Source organism: Rhodococcus rhodnii NBRC 100604 (assembly GCF_001894925.1).
Taxonomy (GTDB): Bacteria; Actinomycetota; Actinomycetes; order Mycobacteriales; family Mycobacteriaceae; genus Rhodococcus_F; species Rhodococcus_F rhodnii.
This window is the reverse complement of the sequence record NZ_BCXD01000011.1, coordinates 80,135-95,499: the sequence shown is the minus strand read 5'-3', so window position 1 is coordinate 95,499 and position 15,365 is coordinate 80,135. Positions and strand designations below refer to the sequence as shown.

The following is a 15,365-nucleotide window of genomic DNA, read 5'->3' as shown; positions in this document are numbered from 1 at the left end:
TCAGGAGTTCTCCGCATGTCCACCACCGTTCGTACGGTGCTCACCGCGCTCTCCGCGGCGGCCGTCCTCGCGACCGCGGGATGCGCCACCGGGACCACCACGGCCGCGACCGGCTCGGGTGACCCGGTCCCGGAACTCTCGGCCGATCAGCAGGTCGAGATCACCTTCGAGTCCTACAACCTGCTGCAGGCCGGCGCGTGGAGCGACACCGTCCACTCGCTCATCGACGAGTTCGAGGCGCAGCACCCGAACATCTCCGTGCAGGCCCAGCCTACGCAGGGCGGTTCGACCGACAACGGCGCGACGGCGTCGAGCGTCCAGACGCAGCTGCTCGCCGGAAACCCACCCGATGTCGCTCAATTGACCTTCGATGCACTCGATTTCACGGTCAACGAGCTCGGTGCCGTCCCCGTCGACGCCATCGCGGGTGCCGACGTCGTCGACGAGCACCTCGGTGGTGAGCACCCGTTCCACCCCAACGCGGCGGGCCTCGCCGACTGGGAGGGAACGACAGTCGGGATTCCGTACGTGTTCTCCACCCCCGTGCTGTTCTACAACGCGTCGGTCCTCGAGGCCGCGGGCCTGCCCACGGACACGGACCTCTCGACGTGGGACGCCGTCGCGGACGCCGCACGCGCGGCAACCGAACACCTCGGACGTCCCGCGCTCACGGTCAGCTGTGCCGTGAAGGGCGGTAACTGGTGCATGCAGGGTCTGTTCCGGTCGGCGGGCGGCGCGGTGCTCTCCGACGACCGCGAGACCATCGAGTTCGCGTCCGACGACTCGCTCGACGCGGTGCACATGTTGCGTGAGCTGTACGACGAGGGCGTCCTCGAGAACGCGTCGTCGGCGACGATGATGGAGTCTTTCGGTAAGGGGCAGAGCGCAATTCAGTTGCAGACCTCCGCACTGCAGAGCTCCTACCTCGCCGCCGCGGACGCGGGAGGCTGGGAACTGCGGGCGGCAGCGATGCCCGCCTTCGACGGCAAGGACGCCGTCCCCACCAACTCGGGTTCCGCCCTCTTCGTCTTCTCGCAGGACCCCGCCGAGCAGCGTGCAGCGTGGGAACTGATCTCGTTCCTCACGAGCGATCACGCCTACGAGAAGATCTCGACCGGCATCGGCTACCTGCCGCTGCGTACCTCGCTCACCGAAGACGGTGGCGCCCTGAAGGACTGGGTCGATTCGCTGCCGGTCGTGCGCCCCAACCTCGACCAGCTCGACACGATGGAGCCGTGGACGTCCTACCCGGGCAACTCCTACGTCCAGGTCGACACGGTGCTCGCCGACGCGATCGAGCAGTCGGTGTTCTACGGCAAGGACCCCGAGGCCACGATGCGCGCCGCAGCCGAGCGTGCGCAGCAGCTGATCTCCTGACACGAAAGTCCACGATGACCACCGCACTTCCCCCCACCCGCCGTCACGATCTGGTGGGCGTCCACAATCTTCGCGACGTCGGCGGCTACCGCGCCGGCGACGCCGTGACCCGCTGGGGCCGCCTGCTCCGCGCCGACGCACTGCACGCGCTGGGCGACGACGGCCGACGGGCGCTCGGCGCCCTCGACGTTCGCCTCGTGCTGGATCTGCGCGACGACGAGGAGGTCGTCTCCGCTCCCGACGCACTCGGCGACGTCGGGTGCCGCTACGTCCATCACTCGGTGTACGGCAAGGCCGGTGCGCTCGCGCTTCCCGCCGACGGCGGGTTCGATCTCGCCGCGCTCTACCGCACGATCCTCGACGAGCACGGCACTCGCCTCACAGATGCGGTGCGCATGGTCGCCGACGCCGACGGCCCCGTCGTCGTCCACTGCACCGCGGGCAAGGACCGCACCGGCCTCGTCGTCGCACTCGCGCTGTCCGCCGTCGGCGTGAGCGACCGCGACGTCGCCGCAGACTACGCGCTGAGCGAGATCATGCTCGCGGGGGAGTGGGCCGACGCGATGACGGCCGCCTTCCGCACGAAGTATCCCGATTCGCCGATCGACCTCACCGAGATCGTCGCGTCGAGTCCCGCGCCCGTGATGCTCGGCGCACTCGAGTCGATCCGCTTGCGGTTCGGCGACGCGGCGGGCTACCTCCGCGCCCACGGCATGACGGAGCCGGAACTCGCCGGCCTCCGGGCCGCTCTCACCCACTGACGGCTGTCGCCCGACGACAGCGATCACCCCGGAACATTCGAAAGGACCATCTCCATGAGCCGCCAGCACGGAACACCCAGCCACTACGTCCTTCACGTCAGCGACACCCACTTCGTCGAGAACGACGGACGCCTGCACGACAAGGTCGACAGCGATTCGCATCTCGCCGCACTCTTCGAGCGGCTCGAGCGTTCGGGCCAGCGTCCCGACGCCATCGTCTTCACGGGTGATCTCGCGGACGAGGGACAGCCCGACGCCTACGCGCGGCTCCGTGCGATCGTCGAGCCCGCCGCCGCACGCATCGGCGCCGAGGTCATCTGGGTGATGGGCAATCACGACGCCCGGCCGGCGTTCCGGGCGGGCCTGCTCGACGCCGAGCCCACCCAGGAGTCCGTCGACGCGGTGTACGACATCGACGGGCTGCGCATCGTCGTGCTCGACAGCACCGTGCCCGGCGAGCACCACGGCGAGATCACCGATGCGCAACTCGACTGGCTCCGTGGGGTTCTCGACGAGCCCGCGCCGCACGGCACCCTCGTCGCGCTGCATCACCCGCCGATCCCCAGCACGCTCGACATTCTGGAGTACGTCGAACTCGCCGACCAGCACCGGCTCGAGGCCGTCATCGCCGGAACCGACGTGCGCGGCGTCCTCGGCGGTCACCTGCACTACTCGACGACCAGCACGTTCGCGGGTGTTCCCGTGTCCGTCGCGGCGGCCACCTGCTACACGCAGGACCTGTTCGCCGCGGACGACGGAATGCGCGGAGTCGACGGCGCGCGGGCGTTCAACATGGTGCACGTGTACTCCGACCGCGTGGTGCACACCGTCGTTCCGCTCGAGGACGCCGAGACGCTCTACGAGATGTCCGGTGAGAAGCTGCGACGCTTCGCGGCCATGACGCCGGACGAGCGCGACGCCGCGCTCGCCTCCGCCCTGTAGGCAGCCCGTGTTCATCGAAGCTCCGGTGCGACCGGCCGGCGACTCGCAGGGCGCATCCGCGCCGCCGAATCGCCGCCGGCGGCGGGCGGGCGCGTTCGTCCCGTACCTCTATCTCCTTCCCGCGGTCGCGTTGCTCGTCATGTGGACGTACAAGCCGCTCGTCGAGACGTTCCAGCTGTCGTTCTACGACTGGAACATGATCCCGACGTCGTCGAAAACGCCTGTCGGACTGCAGAACTACGCCGAGGTCGTGGCGTTGCCCGAGTTGCGGCAGGCGGTCGGGAACACGCTCGTCTACATCGCCGCCTTCCTCGTGCTCTCGCTCGCGCTTCCCGTCGTCATCGCCCTGCTGAGCACGCGAGTGTCGGGACGTGCCAAGACGATCTATCAGGCGCTCATCTTCGTCCCGTTCCTCGTGACCCCGGTGGCGTCGAGTGCGGTGTGGCGATGGCTGTTCAACGCCGAGGACGGCGTGATCCCGCGGATCGCGGCCACCTTCGGTCACGAGATGGGAGACGTCTTCCGGTCGCCGTCGATGGCGCTGTGGGGTGTGGTCGCCGTCGTGGGGTGGCAGCTGCTCGGGTTCGGTGTGCTCGTCGTGTCCGCGGGAATGGCCGGCATCAGCCCGGACTACTCGCACGCGGCCGCGCTCGACGGCGCGAAGCCGTGGTACATCACGCGCAGGATCATCCTGCCGCTGCTGTCGCCGACGCTCGTCTTCCTCGCGCTCATGACGATCCTGCTCAGCGCGCAGTGGACGTATCCGATCATCGACATCCTCACGCAGGGCGGTCCGGGCGGGTCGTCGAACAACATCTACTACCTGCTCTACGAGTTCGGATTCCGCAATTTCGACGCGGGACTCTCGGCGGCCGCGGGAACGCTGTTCTTCTTCGTGTTCGGTGCGATCGCGGTGGTGTTCGTCAAGGTGTCCGACAAACTCGCGTTCTACGACAACTGATCTGGAGTCACGATGGCCCTCGTTCTACTCGATCCGCCCGGTGGCGCCCCGGCCGAGACGGGCGGTGACGCGGCGGAATCCGTCGCTACGTCCGCACCGCGCGGTCGCGTTCGGGTGTTTCCCGCGCGGCGCGCCACTGGGCACCTCGTCCTCGCCGTCGTCGCGCTCGTGAGCGTCTTTCCGGTGTACTGGATGTACACGACGGCGTTTCGCGGGCCCGAGGACGCCCTGTCCGCGTCGCCGATCCCGTGGCCGCTGAGTCTCGACAACTTCCGGTACGTCTTCGACACGATCCCGATCAGCGCGATGATGCTGAACACCTTCGGGATGGCGCTCGTGCTGACGGTCAGTCAGATGCTCGTCGCGGTGCTCGCGTCGTATGCGTTCGCGCGGTGGCAGTTCTTCGGCAAGAACGTGCTGTTCATGATCTTCGTCGGGTCCTGGCTCGTGCCGTTCCAGGTCACGATGATCCCGAACTATCTGCTGATCTCGCAGATCGGTCTGCTCGACACGATCGCCGGCGTCGTCCTGCCGAATCTGTGCTCGGCGTTCGGCGTCCTCATGTTGCGCCAGCACATGGAGGCGTTCCCGCGGGAGTTGCTCGATGCGAGCGAGATGGACGGGCAGGGATCGTGGGCGGCGCTGTGGAAGGTCGTGGTGCCCAACATGAAGCCGGCCCTCGCGGCGTTGTCCATCATGATGTTCATCAATGCGTGGAACGAGTATCTGTGGCCGTCGCTCGTGCTGCGCAACTCGGACGCGCTGGTGCAGATCGGAATCCGGAGCTTCATGGGTGCCGAGGGCAACAACTGGGGTGCGGTCATGGCGGCGTCGGGTCTCGCGTGCCTGCCGATCTTCCTGATCTACATCTTCCTGCAGCGCCACGTCGTCGACGCGTTCGTCCGGTCGGGTCTGAAGTAGGCGTTGCGCGCTCGTGCGTGAGTTTCCCGTGCAGGGGCCGGAAACTCACGCACGAGCGGCGAAGCCGCCTACTCCTCGTCGATCTCCCACTCGTCGAACAGCGTGGGATCGGTGGGTGGTGAGAAGAGTTCGAGTTGCGGTTGGCCGACCCGGTTCGTGCTGGGGTGGCGTGAGACGAACGCGAGTGCGCGCTGCAGCGCCTTCGTCGTGTTGGCCCAGCCGTCCGCTTCGTGACGGCACGATGCTGCCTCGTCGGGCTCGGCCTGCGTGATCGCCGTCCTGGCGTTGTCGAGCCATGACCGTTCCTGCTCGTGCGCGATCTCGATGAAGCGTTGCAGTGTCGCCTTGTTCTGACCGCAGACGTCGAGGACGGTCTCGATGTCGAGGAAACCGGACCCCTCCGGGTCGAGTTCGGCGAGGTGTACGAGTTCTTCGGGGAGTTCGTCGTCCTCGCACTCGTGGTCGGTCGTCATCCGCGCCGAACGTCCGCCGAAGCGGGCGACGAAGTCGTCGTCGACGGTGTCGAGGATCCCCGACAGCGTCGCGAGGACGTCGACGAGATGCTGCGGTACGAACGGTGCCGCGGGGAAGGTGTGCTGGACGACGAGGCTCTCGCCGACGAGTTCGGCGTGGAAGTAGCGGTGGGTCCGGTTGAACTCGCTCAGCGGCTCCACGATGCGGGAGCGGTCGGTCACACCGCGCAGCAGGGTCGTCAACACCTGGACGGCGGGCTCGTCGTCGGCAGGCCAGATGTGGACGATTCCGCCGTTGAGCCGCAGCACCGGGTCGCCGTCACCGTCGAGGTCGATATGGAAGTCGAGGCCGTCGGACAGGGTGTCGATGAGCAGACTGCGCAGGTCGGCGGGCGACTCCGGCTGCGTCGGCACCGTCAACCCGAACCCGCGGGACTCGGTGGGCGCGGGCGCCGCGAGATCGAGCGCGCGAGAGGAACCAGGGGTGTTCGCCTTGACGAAGGCCGGGTGCGGGATGCCCCACAGGTCGCGCAGGACGCGGACCGCGATGTCCGCGATCCGGTCGGCGTAGCGCGGCGCCGTGTCGAGCCAGAACGCGGGGGAGCCGTCGCCGGCGGAGCCCGGCCGCCCCGACGGTGGGTTCAGGCCCGCGTCGACGAGCCACTGCTCGTCGTCGACGGTGAGCTTGTCCTCGAACGTCAGATAGTGGTTCGACGGGATCTCGAGTCGGATAGTGCCCTCCGACCAGCAGAAACACTGCACACCGCGGTCCGTCGGGAAAGTCTCCCACACGGGATCGAGCGTGAGCAGGTCGTCCTCGTGCATCTCGGCGACCAACTCGGCGAGAGCCGAGCGGAAGTCGACCCAGGACGCCATGACGTGGCCGTCGTACTCCGACGGGAACGGTGTGGGCATGTCGAACCCCCTCGTGATCGGGTCGGGTACTCGTGCTCCCTCGAACCTGTGCACCGAACATAAACCCGACCGCCGACACACGCTCGCCGACGCACCGAACGGTGCAGCGTTGTGACGTAGGCGGGCGTGGTCGATTCCGGTCGTCCGCCTCGCGTCGCGGCACCATACGCTGCCCGCATGGGGAGGAAGATTCTCTACTCGAACGTGCACCTCGCGGTGCGACGGCGTGAACTGGGGCCACAGCGTTTTCCGCAGTTGGCGGACCGACTGGCACACACGATGCTCGAGGCCGCCGAGGAGTTGCCGTCGGTGTGTGCGAACCACGGCCGAACAGAGGTGGACCGTCCTGTCGTGATGGCCTTTTCCCATCACCCCGACCACGCAAGCGGCAAGCCGCTGCACAACCACCTTTTGTTCGGTATGGCGGACGCGATCGAGCATGCAAGGAACGCCGGGCCAGTGTTCCAGGCGACTCTCGAATGGCCACGGTGCAAGCGATGTCTCGGTCAGGGAAGGTGGTGGCGTGTCGCGGCCTGGACGCTCTATGTGGCTGCCGCGGCGGGTGCGCTCGCGTTCGTCGGGGTGATCCTGAACGGCAATGAGGGGTACCTCGGTCTGGCGTCGATCGGGTTCTTCACGGCGCTCTTCGCGACGCTCGGTGGTCTGTTGCTGTCGAGGGTGGCCCGGCGCGGTCTGGCGGGGCCGGAGGTCGCCTCGGACGGTTCGGCGATCGTCATTCCGTTCGCGGACGAGGAGTTCGTGCGTCGGTTGCAGGCGCTACGGGGAAAGCCGGTGCCGTAGTAGCAGATTCGTACTGCGATCGCCGTCAGGCTCCGAGAACCGGGGGAGCGACGGGTGCGATCTCGCCGACCAATTCGTTGCCGTTCTCCACTGTGACGAGGTAGCTCGGGGTCTCGTGTTCCGTGTCCTCGGCGCCGTTGGCGCGGGCGCCCGGTGCCGCCGCCATCATCGGCGCCATTCCCGTGCCTGGACGGCCGAGTCCCATACCCGACTTCGCCATGTTCGCGCCTGCTGCGGCGGCTGCGCCCGCCGCAGCACCCGGGATGGCCCCGGACGCCGCACTCGGAGCCTCGCGTTCGTTCGAGCGACGTGCGCCGCCGCCTCCCGCCGCACCTCCGACGAAGCCACCGCCACCGCCGGATCCGTGACCGCCGCCTCCGTAGATTCCGGCGCCTTGCGCGTTCGAGGTTCCTGTGCCGTTGGAGGTTCCTGAAGGAGTGGCACCGTACGCGTAGGGGGACGACGCGGCGGATGTCGTGGCGGCGCCGGGCGCAGTTCCTCCTGCGCTCGCAGGCTGGGTGCCGGCAGGGGCGCCGTCTGCGGATGCGGCCTGGGTGGATGCGGCGTCGTCGGCTGCCGGCATTGCGTCGGTCGGCGTCGACGAAGCGGAGTGCTGCCCGGTGCCGTTGCTGAAACCACCACTGCCGCCGCCGAATCCACCGGGCGACCCCATGCCGCCACCGCCACCGCTGCCGGGGCCAGCGATCTCGCTGGGCCTGGGCATCGACGGAACGGACGAGCCCGAGGAGACGTAGCCGGGTGCGTAGAGCGTCGTCATGATCCGGACCGCTTCGAGGCGGGCGCCTTCTGCCTGCTTCTGGCGCGCGGCGTAGGTCGATGCATCCAGGGGGAGCGGGTGTCCCACGACCTCGGGGACCGGCGGCATCGCGATCTTCGTGGCCGACGCGGTGGACTCGGCGTAGTCGAGCTTCAGGCCGACGCCGTTGAGTGCGTCGTTGAGACGGCTGACCTCGGAACCGAAGGTGGCGAGCGCCGACTCTGCAGCGGATGCCGCGTCGCCGGTCCAACTGCCATCGCCGAGGATGCGACGGAGCGCGAGGACGTCCCAGGCGATGTCGAGATCGGCGGAGAGTTGCTTGTACGCGTCGCCGAGTGCGCCGATGACGCCGGTGTCGATCGCCTGAACGTGGGCGACGAGGTCGGCATGTTCCATCGCGCTGTAGTTCTCGACGTCCCCGATGTATGCGGGATCGTGTTCGAGATGCGAACGTTCGGCGAGCAGCGCGGCATCCGAGCGAAGCCCGTCGTCGGGGCCTGCGCTGGCCGGTGAGAAGTGTGCCGAGTCGGGCAGGACTCCAGTCGGTGCGGGACTCGGTGTGAGGTCGGGCGGGAGCGGCGCCGAAGCGCCTCGCGTAGGCATGTCGAACGTGGTCGGCGCCCCGTAGTACGGAGTATTCGGCTGGCCGGTGTTTTTGTCGTCCGACATGGATCGATCCCCCTTGGTGATCTTGTGACGCTCCCCGTGTCGGTGGATCCTACCGAGGTCTCGGTGGCATCGCGTACTCGGAGCTCAGAGCAGTGCCTCGATCGCCTCCGCCTCGGCCATGATGCCGTCGCAACGCTGCTCGGGTGTGGCGCCTTCCATCGGCAGGTCGAAGTCGATTCGGGTGACGATGACGATCCCGAAGTCGGTACGCATCGAGACGAAACAAGTGTCGTTCTCCGCCGGCTCGTTGCCGATGATCGCTTCTCGGCCCGCTACATCGACAGCGGTGGAATACGCTGCGTTCTTGGCCTGTTCCTCCGCAAACGTCACGTTCCCTGCCATGACGCCGAGCGAATACTGCCGAGAGATCGAAAGCCACATGCAGCTGCGGAATTCGTAGTTGCCGGGATCGAACTTCGACGTGTCCTGAGTGCCGGGGTCGTAGCCCAATTCCCCCAGCAACGTCGAAGGGATATCGGAGCACGGATCGAATGCGATCTCGGAGCGTTGTGGGCTTTCGGCACCATCGGCCTCCGTGGGGAGCGGTCGCTCCGCCGATGAGTCAGCGCCAGGCGTTTCGGCCTCGGTCGAGCATGCTGCGCTGAGCATCATCGAGGCGGAAAGCAGTGCGATTGCCCGGGTCTTGCGGCTCATGCCCGACCACCACCGCTGTCGATGCTCCGCAATACGCTCGAGACTCGACTATCGGCATCGGCGTAGGCCAACCCACCTTGTTCGAACGCTTCACGCATCGCGCGCACGGCGGCGATGTAGTGGTTCAAGGTCTCAGCGACCTCCTGCGCTTTTCGTTCGTACCCTGCAGCGAGTTGGAGCGCCGATGGGAGAGTGCCGAAACCATCGGCGCGAAGGGTCACCGAAGCGCGCCCTCGAGCCAGCATCAGCTTGTCCAGCATCCGATCGCAGATGGCGACGCATTGTTCGATGGTGCCCTCATCGAGCTTCAGTTCCGACACGTGATCCCCCTCGGTCTGGTCGTCGGAGAGCACTCTAGCGCTCGGGGAGAGTGACGTCGCTCCGCGGTGTGGGTGCTCGCGAAGGGGCTCAACAAGTCGCCGTCACCCCCTGTCGATTGTTGACAATCGACGACTTGCCGATGACCATGGGTACTCATGACCACCCTGAGCCCCGTCCTCAAGCAGGCCACCCCAGTGGTGGTCGACCATGCGCTCGGTAGCTGGATTCACGGCACCGACGGCCGCGACTACCTCGATTTCACGACCGGTATCGGCGTCACGAGCACCGGCCACTGCCACCCGCGCGTCGTCGAGGCCGCACGTGAGCAGGTCGGTTCGATCATCCACGCCCAGTACACGACCGTGATGCACAAGCCGTTGCTGCAGCTCACCGAGAGGCTCGGCGAATACCTCCCTGCCGGGCTCGATTCCGTCTTCTACGCCACGACGGGCGCCGAAGCCGTCGAGGCTTGCGTCCGTCTGGCCCGCATGGCGACGGGACGCCCGAACATCATCGCGTTCCACGGTGGCTTCCACGGCCGCACCGTCGCCGCGGCGTCGCTGACGACGGCGGGCACCAAGTTCCGCTCCGGATTCGCGCCGCTCATGGCAGGCGTCCACATCGCCCCGTTCCCGTACGCGCTGCGCTACGGCTGGGACGAGGAGACGGCGGTCGCGTTCGCGCTGAAGGAACTCGACTATCTGCTGCAGTCGATCTCGACGCCCGCCGACACCGCGGCGTTCCTCATCGAACCCGTGCTCGGCGACGGTGGCTACCTGCCGACCCCGGTCGCCTTCCTCGAAGGATTGCGCGAGCGCGCCGATCGGCACGGCATCGCGCTGATCTTCGACGAGGTGCAGGCCGGCGTCGGCCGGACCGGAAAGTTCTGGGGACACCAGTGGTCCGCGGCGAGCCCCGACATCCTCATCACCGCGAAGGGCATCGCCTCGGGCTTCCCGATCTCCGCGATCGCCGCCTCCGCCGAGACGATGGGCAAGGCGTGGCCAGGATCGCAGGGCGGTACCTACGGCGGCAACGCCGTCGCCGCTGCGGCGGGCGTCGCCACCCTCGACGTGATCCGCGACGAGAAGTTGGTCGAGAACGCCGCAGCCCGAGGCGATCAGCTCAATGCAGGTCTCCGCGACCTGCAGACGCAGTTCCCCGGCCTGGCGGACGTCCGCGGCCGAGGTCTCATGCAGGGACTCGAATTCTTCACGGCCGACGGCGAACCCGACGCCGCTGCCGCCGCCGGTGTGCAGCAGGCGGCGATCGACCAGGACCTGCTGCTGCTCACGTGCGGCGGCTACGGCAACGTCGTCCGCGTCATTCCCGCACTGAACGTGAGCGACACCGAGATCGCGCAGGGTCTCGAGCGCATCGGCGCCGCCATGAAGGTGGCGCTCGGTTGACGGACACCACCGCACCCGCCGATCTGGTCGCGTCACTGCGCGCAGCGGGCATCGAACTCGACGTGTCGCCGCGTCGCCGGGCCGAGTACAGCTACGACGCCTCGAACTACCGCGTTCCACCCTACGGAGTGGTCTTCCCGCGCACGGCGGACGACGTGGCGGCCGTCGTCCGGGCGTGCGGTGCGGCCGGTATGCCGGTTGTCGGGCGCGGTGGCGGAACCTCGCTGGCGGGCAACGCGATCGGCGAGGGCGTGGTCCTCGACTTCTCCCGGTACATGAACCGTGTGCTGTCGTACGAGGGGTCGACAGCCGTGGTGGAGCCGGGCATCGTGCTCACCGATCTCCAGGCACAGATTCTCGCGGCGTCGGACGGTGCGATGACGTTCGCGCCCGACCCGTCGAGCAAGTCGCGCGCCACGGTGGGCGGTGCCATCGGCAACGACGCCTGCGGGAATCACTCCGTGCGCTACGGCCGGACGTCCGATCACGTCGTCGCACTCGACCTGGTGACGGCGTCGGGCCACCGCGTCACGGCCACGCGCACCGGAATCCACGCGACCGACCCGGCCGACGCCGAGGCAGCGAACGAAGCCGCGCGGCTCACCGACGAGCTGAGTGCGCTGACCGCCGAGTATCTCGCGGACTTCCGGCTCGAACTGGGCAGGATCCCGCGTCAGGTGTCCGGTTTCCATCTGCAGAACCTGCTGCCCGAGAACGGGTTCGACGTCGCGCGCGCTGGTCGGGAGCGAGGGAACGTGCGCGATCGTGGTGGCCGCGACCGTCGCCCTCGTGAACGTTCCGCCTGCGGCGATCCTGTTGTGCCTGGGGTACAGCGACATCGTGGACGCCGCGCGCGACACGATGACGATCCTCGGCTACCAACCGGCGGCACTCGAAGGCATCGACTCCAAGATCGTCGACACGATGCGATGGCGGCGGGGCGCCGACGCCGTCGTCGGACTCCCGGACGGCGAGGCCTGGCTGTACGTCTCGCTCGACGGCGACGACCTCGGCCAGGTCCGCGAGCGCAGGGACGAGCTGCTCGAGAAGCTGCGTGCCGACGGCCGCGTCGTCGACGCCCGGCAGGTCGACGACCCAGCCGAACGCGCCTCGTTGTGGCGCGTCCGCGAGGACGGTGCCGGTCTGTCGGGCCGCCTCGAGGAGGGCGGCGAATCGTGGACGGGCTGGGAGGATTCCGCCGTCGCGCCCGAGCGGCTCGCCGACTACCTCCTCGCGATCACCGCATTGCTCGACGAGTTCGGGCTCACCGGAATCTTCTACGGCCACTTCGGTGCCGGGTGCATGCACATCCGGATCGACTTCGATCAGCGGACACCCGAGGGCCGCGACACGATGGCGCAGTTCATCCGCCGTGCCGCGCAGCTCTGTGTCGAGTTCGGGGGATCGATGTCCGGCGAGCACGGCGACGGCCGCGCACGCTCGGAACTCCTCCCGCTCATGTACTCGTCACGAATGATGGAGGCGTTCACGATGTTCGAGCGGATCTGGGACCCGCAGGGCATCCTCAACCCACACCAGATCGTCGACGCGCGACCGCTGACGGCGGACCTCTCGCAGGACGGCGTCAGTCCCCGGGAGTGGCAGACCAGCTTCGATCTCACGCCGAGCCGGCCCGTCCCCGTCGCGGACTTCGTGCACGCCGTGCAGGGCTGCATCGGTGTCGGCCGCTGCCGCGCGGACACGGGCGGCGTGATGTGCCCGAGCTACCGGGCCACCCGCGACGAGAAGGATTCGACCCGGGGACGTGCCCGTGCGCTGCAGGAGATGGTGCGCAGCGCACCGACCGTCGCGGACGGCTGGGCCAGCGAGGACGTCCGCGAGTCGCTCGACCTGTGCCTGTCGTGCAAGGCATGCTCGACGGATTGTCCGGTAGGGGTGGACATGTCGACGTACAAGTCGGAGTTCTATCACCACTACTACGAGACGCACCGCCGCCCGCTCTCGCACTATTCGCTGGGGTGGTTGCCCCGATGGCTCGAGCTCGTGGAGCGCTCGGCTCCACTCGTCAATCGGCTCGCCGCGATGCCGTCTCTCGCGAAACTCGGTGCACGACTCGGCGGGCTGACGGACGCCAGGGAACTCCCGCGCTTCGCCTCGCGCAAGGAGGTCCGGCGCGCGGTGGGCGACCGCGTGGCGGATGCGGACGTCGTCCTGTTCGCCGACACGTTCACCCGAGCGTTCCGTCCGGAGGTGATCGATGCCGCGCGACGTGTGCTCGGCGACGCCGACCAGAGCGCCGACTGCCGCGCCGACGCGTGCTGCGGCCTGACCTACATCTCGACGGGCCAACTCGACACCGCGCGTTCGCTGTTGGCCGATGCGGCGGCGGCTCTCGACGACGGAACCGACCGCCCGATCGTGGTGCTCGAACCCAGTTGCGCGGCGGCCCTGCGCAAGGATCTGCCCGAACTCGTCCACACCGACGCGGCGCGCCGGGTCGCCGACCGGGTGCGCAGCTTCGCCGATCACGTCGTCCGGCTCACCGGCGACGGCTGGCGCCCGACCACGAGCGTCCCCGAATCGGTGACGGTCCAGACGCACTGCCACGAGTACGCCGCGTTCGGGGCGTCGACGCAGCGCGCGGCGCTGAAGGCGGTGGGCGTCGAGCGTGTCCGCGAAGCAACCGGGTGCTGCGGTGTGGCCGGCAATTTCGGCTTCGAGAAGGAGCACTACGAGACGAGCATGAAGGTCGCAGAACAGGCTCTCGCACCCGCGTTGCGAGCCGACACCGCGCAGGTGCTCACCGATGGATTCTCGTGTCACATGCAGGTCCGTCACCTCGATCCCGGCCGCGACTCGGTCCATCTCGCCCAGATCCTCGATCCCCGCGCAGACGAATCCACTCCGCGCGACGACACCACCCGGAAGGCCCAGCGATGACCGCCGAGACCGACAGCGACCGAATGCAGTACGCCCGTGAACTGCCGAGCGTGCCCACCGAGCTCTACATCGACGGGCAGTGGTCGCCGGCGTCGTCGGGTGCGACGTTCGACGTCGAGAACCCGGCGACGGGAACGGCCGTCGCGTCCGTCGCGAACGCCGGTCCCGACGACGGACAGCGCGCGATCGAGACGGCGGCCCGCGTGCAGGACGAGTGGGCCCGGACCCCTCCGCGCGAGCGCAGCGAGATCCTGCGCCGCGCCTACGAACTGATTCTCGACCGCGCCGACGATCTCGCCAAGATCATGACGATCGAGATGGGCAAGCCGCTCGCCGAGGCGCGCGGCGAGGTCACGTACGGCGCCGAGTTCTTCCGGTGGTTCTCCGAGGAGGCCGTGCGGATCTCGGGCGACACCACGACGACGGGCGACGGGAAGAACCGCATCATCGTCGATCGCGTGCCGGTCGGGCCGTGTGTGCTGGTGACGCCGTGGAACTTCCCGCTCGCGATGGGAACCCGGAAGATCGGGCCTGCCATCGCGGCGGGCTGCACGATGGTCTTCAAGCCGGCGCCGCAGACCCCGCTCACCGCACTGAAACTCACCGCGATTCTCGAGGAGGCCGGGCTCCCGCCGGGCGTCCTCAACACGGTCACGACGACGGACGCGGCGGGTGTCGTGGGCCCCTGGCTCGAGGGTGGTCTCGCCCGCAAGATCAGCTTCACCGGTTCGACGGAGGTCGGCAAGATCCTGCTGAAGCAGGCTGCGACGACTGTCATGCGGACGTCGATGGAGCTCGGCGGCAACGCACCGTTCATCGTGTGTGCCGACGCCGATCTCGACAAGGCCGTCGACGGTGCGATGGTCGCGAAGCTGCGCAACATGGGTGAGGCGTGCACGGCGGCCAACCGGTTCTACGTGCATCGTTCGGTGGCAGCGGAGTTCACCGACAAGCTCGCGGCGCGGATGGGTGCGCTCACGGTCGGGGACGGCCGTGACGACGGGACCGACGTGGGACCACTGATCGATGCGGCGGCCGTCGCGAAGGTGGAGCGGCTCGTGGCCGACGCGGTGGAGCGCGGGGCCGGTGTCGCGCTCGGCGGCGAACCGGCGACGGGACGCGGCTACTTCTACGCGCCGACGGTCCTCACCGATGTCGATCTCGCCTCGGAGATGACGTCGACCGAGATCTTCGGCCCCGTCGCAGCGGTGTATCCGTTCGACGACGAGGACGACATCGTCCGCGTCGCGAACGACACCGACTGGGGGCTCGTCGGATACCTGTTCACGCAGGACATCGACCGGGCACTGCGGCTGAGCGACCGGATGGAGGTCGGCATGGTCGGCCTCAACACCGGCCTCGTGTCCAATCCCGCGGCACCGTTCGGCGGGGTGAAGCAGTCGGGGCTCGGCCGCGAGGGCGGGCGAATCGGTATCGACGAGTTCCTCGAATACAAGTATCTGGCGATCCCGAAAGGCTGAC

Annotated in this window: 12 protein-coding genes and 1 pseudogene; 9 read left to right on the top strand and 4 right to left on the bottom strand. The window is 68.2% G+C overall.

The window, feature by feature from the left end; all coding sequences use genetic code 11:
• Nucleotides 1–15 precede the first annotated feature (15 nt).
• Genes RR1_RS10135 through RR1_RS10115 form a run of 5 tightly spaced genes read left to right on the top strand, consistent with a single transcriptional unit; the run spans nucleotide 16 to nucleotide 4,962 of the window.
• A complete protein-coding gene (locus tag RR1_RS10135) occupies nucleotides 16–1,377 on the top strand; it encodes an extracellular solute-binding protein (RefSeq protein ID WP_010837329.1) in 1,362 nt (453 codons plus the stop codon).
• 14 nt (nucleotides 1,378–1,391) lie between these two features.
• The gene (locus RR1_RS10130; protein WP_010837328.1) at nucleotides 1,392–2,138 is read left to right on the top strand and encodes a tyrosine-protein phosphatase; all 747 of its coding nucleotides are present in this window, start codon (nucleotides 1,392–1,394) and stop codon (nucleotides 2,136–2,138) included.
• A 54-nt stretch (nucleotides 2,139–2,192) separates the two neighbouring features.
• Nucleotides 2,193–3,080 (top strand): phosphodiesterase, encoded by an 888-nt coding sequence (locus RR1_RS10125; RefSeq protein ID WP_010837327.1) that lies wholly within the window; start codon nucleotides 2,193–2,195, stop codon nucleotides 3,078–3,080.
• A 25-nt stretch (nucleotides 3,081–3,105) separates the two neighbouring features.
• Complete coding sequence (locus RR1_RS10120) at nucleotides 3,106–4,041, top strand: carbohydrate ABC transporter permease (RefSeq protein ID WP_040772477.1); 936 nt, start codon at nucleotides 3,106–3,108, stop codon at nucleotides 4,039–4,041.
• 12 nt (nucleotides 4,042–4,053) lie between these two features.
• The gene (locus tag RR1_RS10115) at nucleotides 4,054–4,962 is read left to right on the top strand and encodes a carbohydrate ABC transporter permease (RefSeq protein WP_072713629.1); all 909 of its coding nucleotides are present in this window, start codon (nucleotides 4,054–4,056) and stop codon (nucleotides 4,960–4,962) included.
• A gap of 68 nt (nucleotides 4,963–5,030) precedes the next feature.
• Here RR1_RS10115 and RR1_RS10110 read toward each other — a convergent pair whose 3' ends face one another.
• A complete protein-coding gene (locus RR1_RS10110) occupies nucleotides 5,031–6,350 on the bottom strand; it encodes a T3SS (YopN, CesT) and YbjN peptide-binding chaperone 1 (RefSeq protein ID WP_040772514.1) in 1,320 nt (439 codons plus the stop codon).
• Between the two features lie 126 nt (nucleotides 6,351–6,476).
• On the opposite strand from RR1_RS10110, the gene RR1_RS21935 reads away from it, so the two are divergent.
• The gene (locus RR1_RS21935) at nucleotides 6,477–7,151 is read left to right on the top strand and encodes a hypothetical protein (protein WP_143153788.1); all 675 of its coding nucleotides are present in this window, start codon (nucleotides 6,477–6,479) and stop codon (nucleotides 7,149–7,151) included.
• A 25-nt stretch (nucleotides 7,152–7,176) separates the two neighbouring features.
• Here the strand turns inward: RR1_RS21935 and RR1_RS22300 are convergent, their stop codons facing one another.
• From RR1_RS22300 to RR1_RS10090, 3 genes are all read right to left on the bottom strand, one after another.
• Nucleotides 7,177–8,598, bottom strand: a complete 1,422-nt coding sequence (locus tag RR1_RS22300; RefSeq protein WP_010837435.1) for a hypothetical protein — start codon at nucleotides 8,596–8,598, stop codon at nucleotides 7,177–7,179.
• Nucleotides 8,599–8,682: 84 nt separating this feature from the next.
• Nucleotides 8,683–9,252, bottom strand: a complete 570-nt coding sequence (locus RR1_RS10095) for a DUF3558 domain-containing protein (protein WP_010837436.1) — start codon at nucleotides 9,250–9,252, stop codon at nucleotides 8,683–8,685.
• Nucleotides 9,249–9,605, bottom strand: coding sequence for a hypothetical protein (locus tag RR1_RS10090; RefSeq protein WP_010837437.1), 357 nt, complete (start codon nucleotides 9,603–9,605; stop codon nucleotides 9,249–9,251). The genes RR1_RS10095 and RR1_RS10090 overlap by 4 nt, the downstream gene beginning before the upstream one ends.
• 123 nt (nucleotides 9,606–9,728) lie before the next feature.
• On the opposite strand from RR1_RS10090, the gene RR1_RS10085 reads away from it, so the two are divergent.
• From RR1_RS10085 to RR1_RS10075, 3 genes and pseudogenes are all read left to right on the top strand, one after another.
• Nucleotides 9,729–10,982: an aspartate aminotransferase family protein gene (locus RR1_RS10085; RefSeq protein ID WP_010837438.1), complete on the top strand. Its 1,254-nt coding sequence runs from the start codon at nucleotides 9,729–9,731 to the stop codon at nucleotides 10,980–10,982.
• Nucleotides 10,979–13,883 (top strand): annotated as a pseudogene (locus RR1_RS10080) (FAD-binding and (Fe-S)-binding domain-containing protein). The gene RR1_RS10085 and the pseudogene RR1_RS10080 overlap by 4 nt, the downstream one beginning before the upstream one ends.
• Entirely contained in the window at nucleotides 13,880–15,364 is a 1,485-nt protein-coding gene (locus tag RR1_RS10075) for an NAD-dependent succinate-semialdehyde dehydrogenase (RefSeq protein WP_010839761.1), read from the top strand. Before RR1_RS10080 ends, RR1_RS10075 begins: the two are co-directional and overlap by 4 nt.
• The last annotated feature ends 1 nt before the right edge of the window (nucleotide 15,365 follow it).

Bases quoted from the DNA above. Each gene is read 5' to 3' on its own strand.
- RR1_RS10115 (WP_072713629.1), top strand. From the start codon at position 4,054: ATGGCCCTCGTTCTACTCGATCCGCCCGGTGGCGCCCCGGCCGAGACG.
- RR1_RS10110 (WP_040772514.1), bottom strand. From the start codon at position 6,350: ATGCCCACACCGTTCCCGTCGGAGTACGACGGCCACGTCATGGCGTCC.
- RR1_RS10075 (WP_010839761.1), top strand. From the start codon at position 13,880: ATGACCGCCGAGACCGACAGCGACCGAATGCAGTACGCCCGTGAACTG.
- RR1_RS10130 (WP_010837328.1), top strand. From the start codon at position 1,392: ATGACCACCGCACTTCCCCCCACCCGCCGTCACGATCTGGTGGGCGTC.
- RR1_RS10135 (WP_010837329.1), top strand. From the start codon at position 16: ATGTCCACCACCGTTCGTACGGTGCTCACCGCGCTCTCCGCGGCGGCC.
- RR1_RS10095 (WP_010837436.1), bottom strand. From the start codon at position 9,252: ATGAGCCGCAAGACCCGGGCAATCGCACTGCTTTCCGCCTCGATGATG.
- RR1_RS10085 (WP_010837438.1), top strand. From the start codon at position 9,729: ATGACCACCCTGAGCCCCGTCCTCAAGCAGGCCACCCCAGTGGTGGTC.
- RR1_RS22300 (WP_010837435.1), bottom strand. From the start codon at position 8,598: ATGTCGGACGACAAAAACACCGGCCAGCCGAATACTCCGTACTACGGG.
- RR1_RS10125 (WP_010837327.1), top strand. From the start codon at position 2,193: ATGAGCCGCCAGCACGGAACACCCAGCCACTACGTCCTTCACGTCAGC.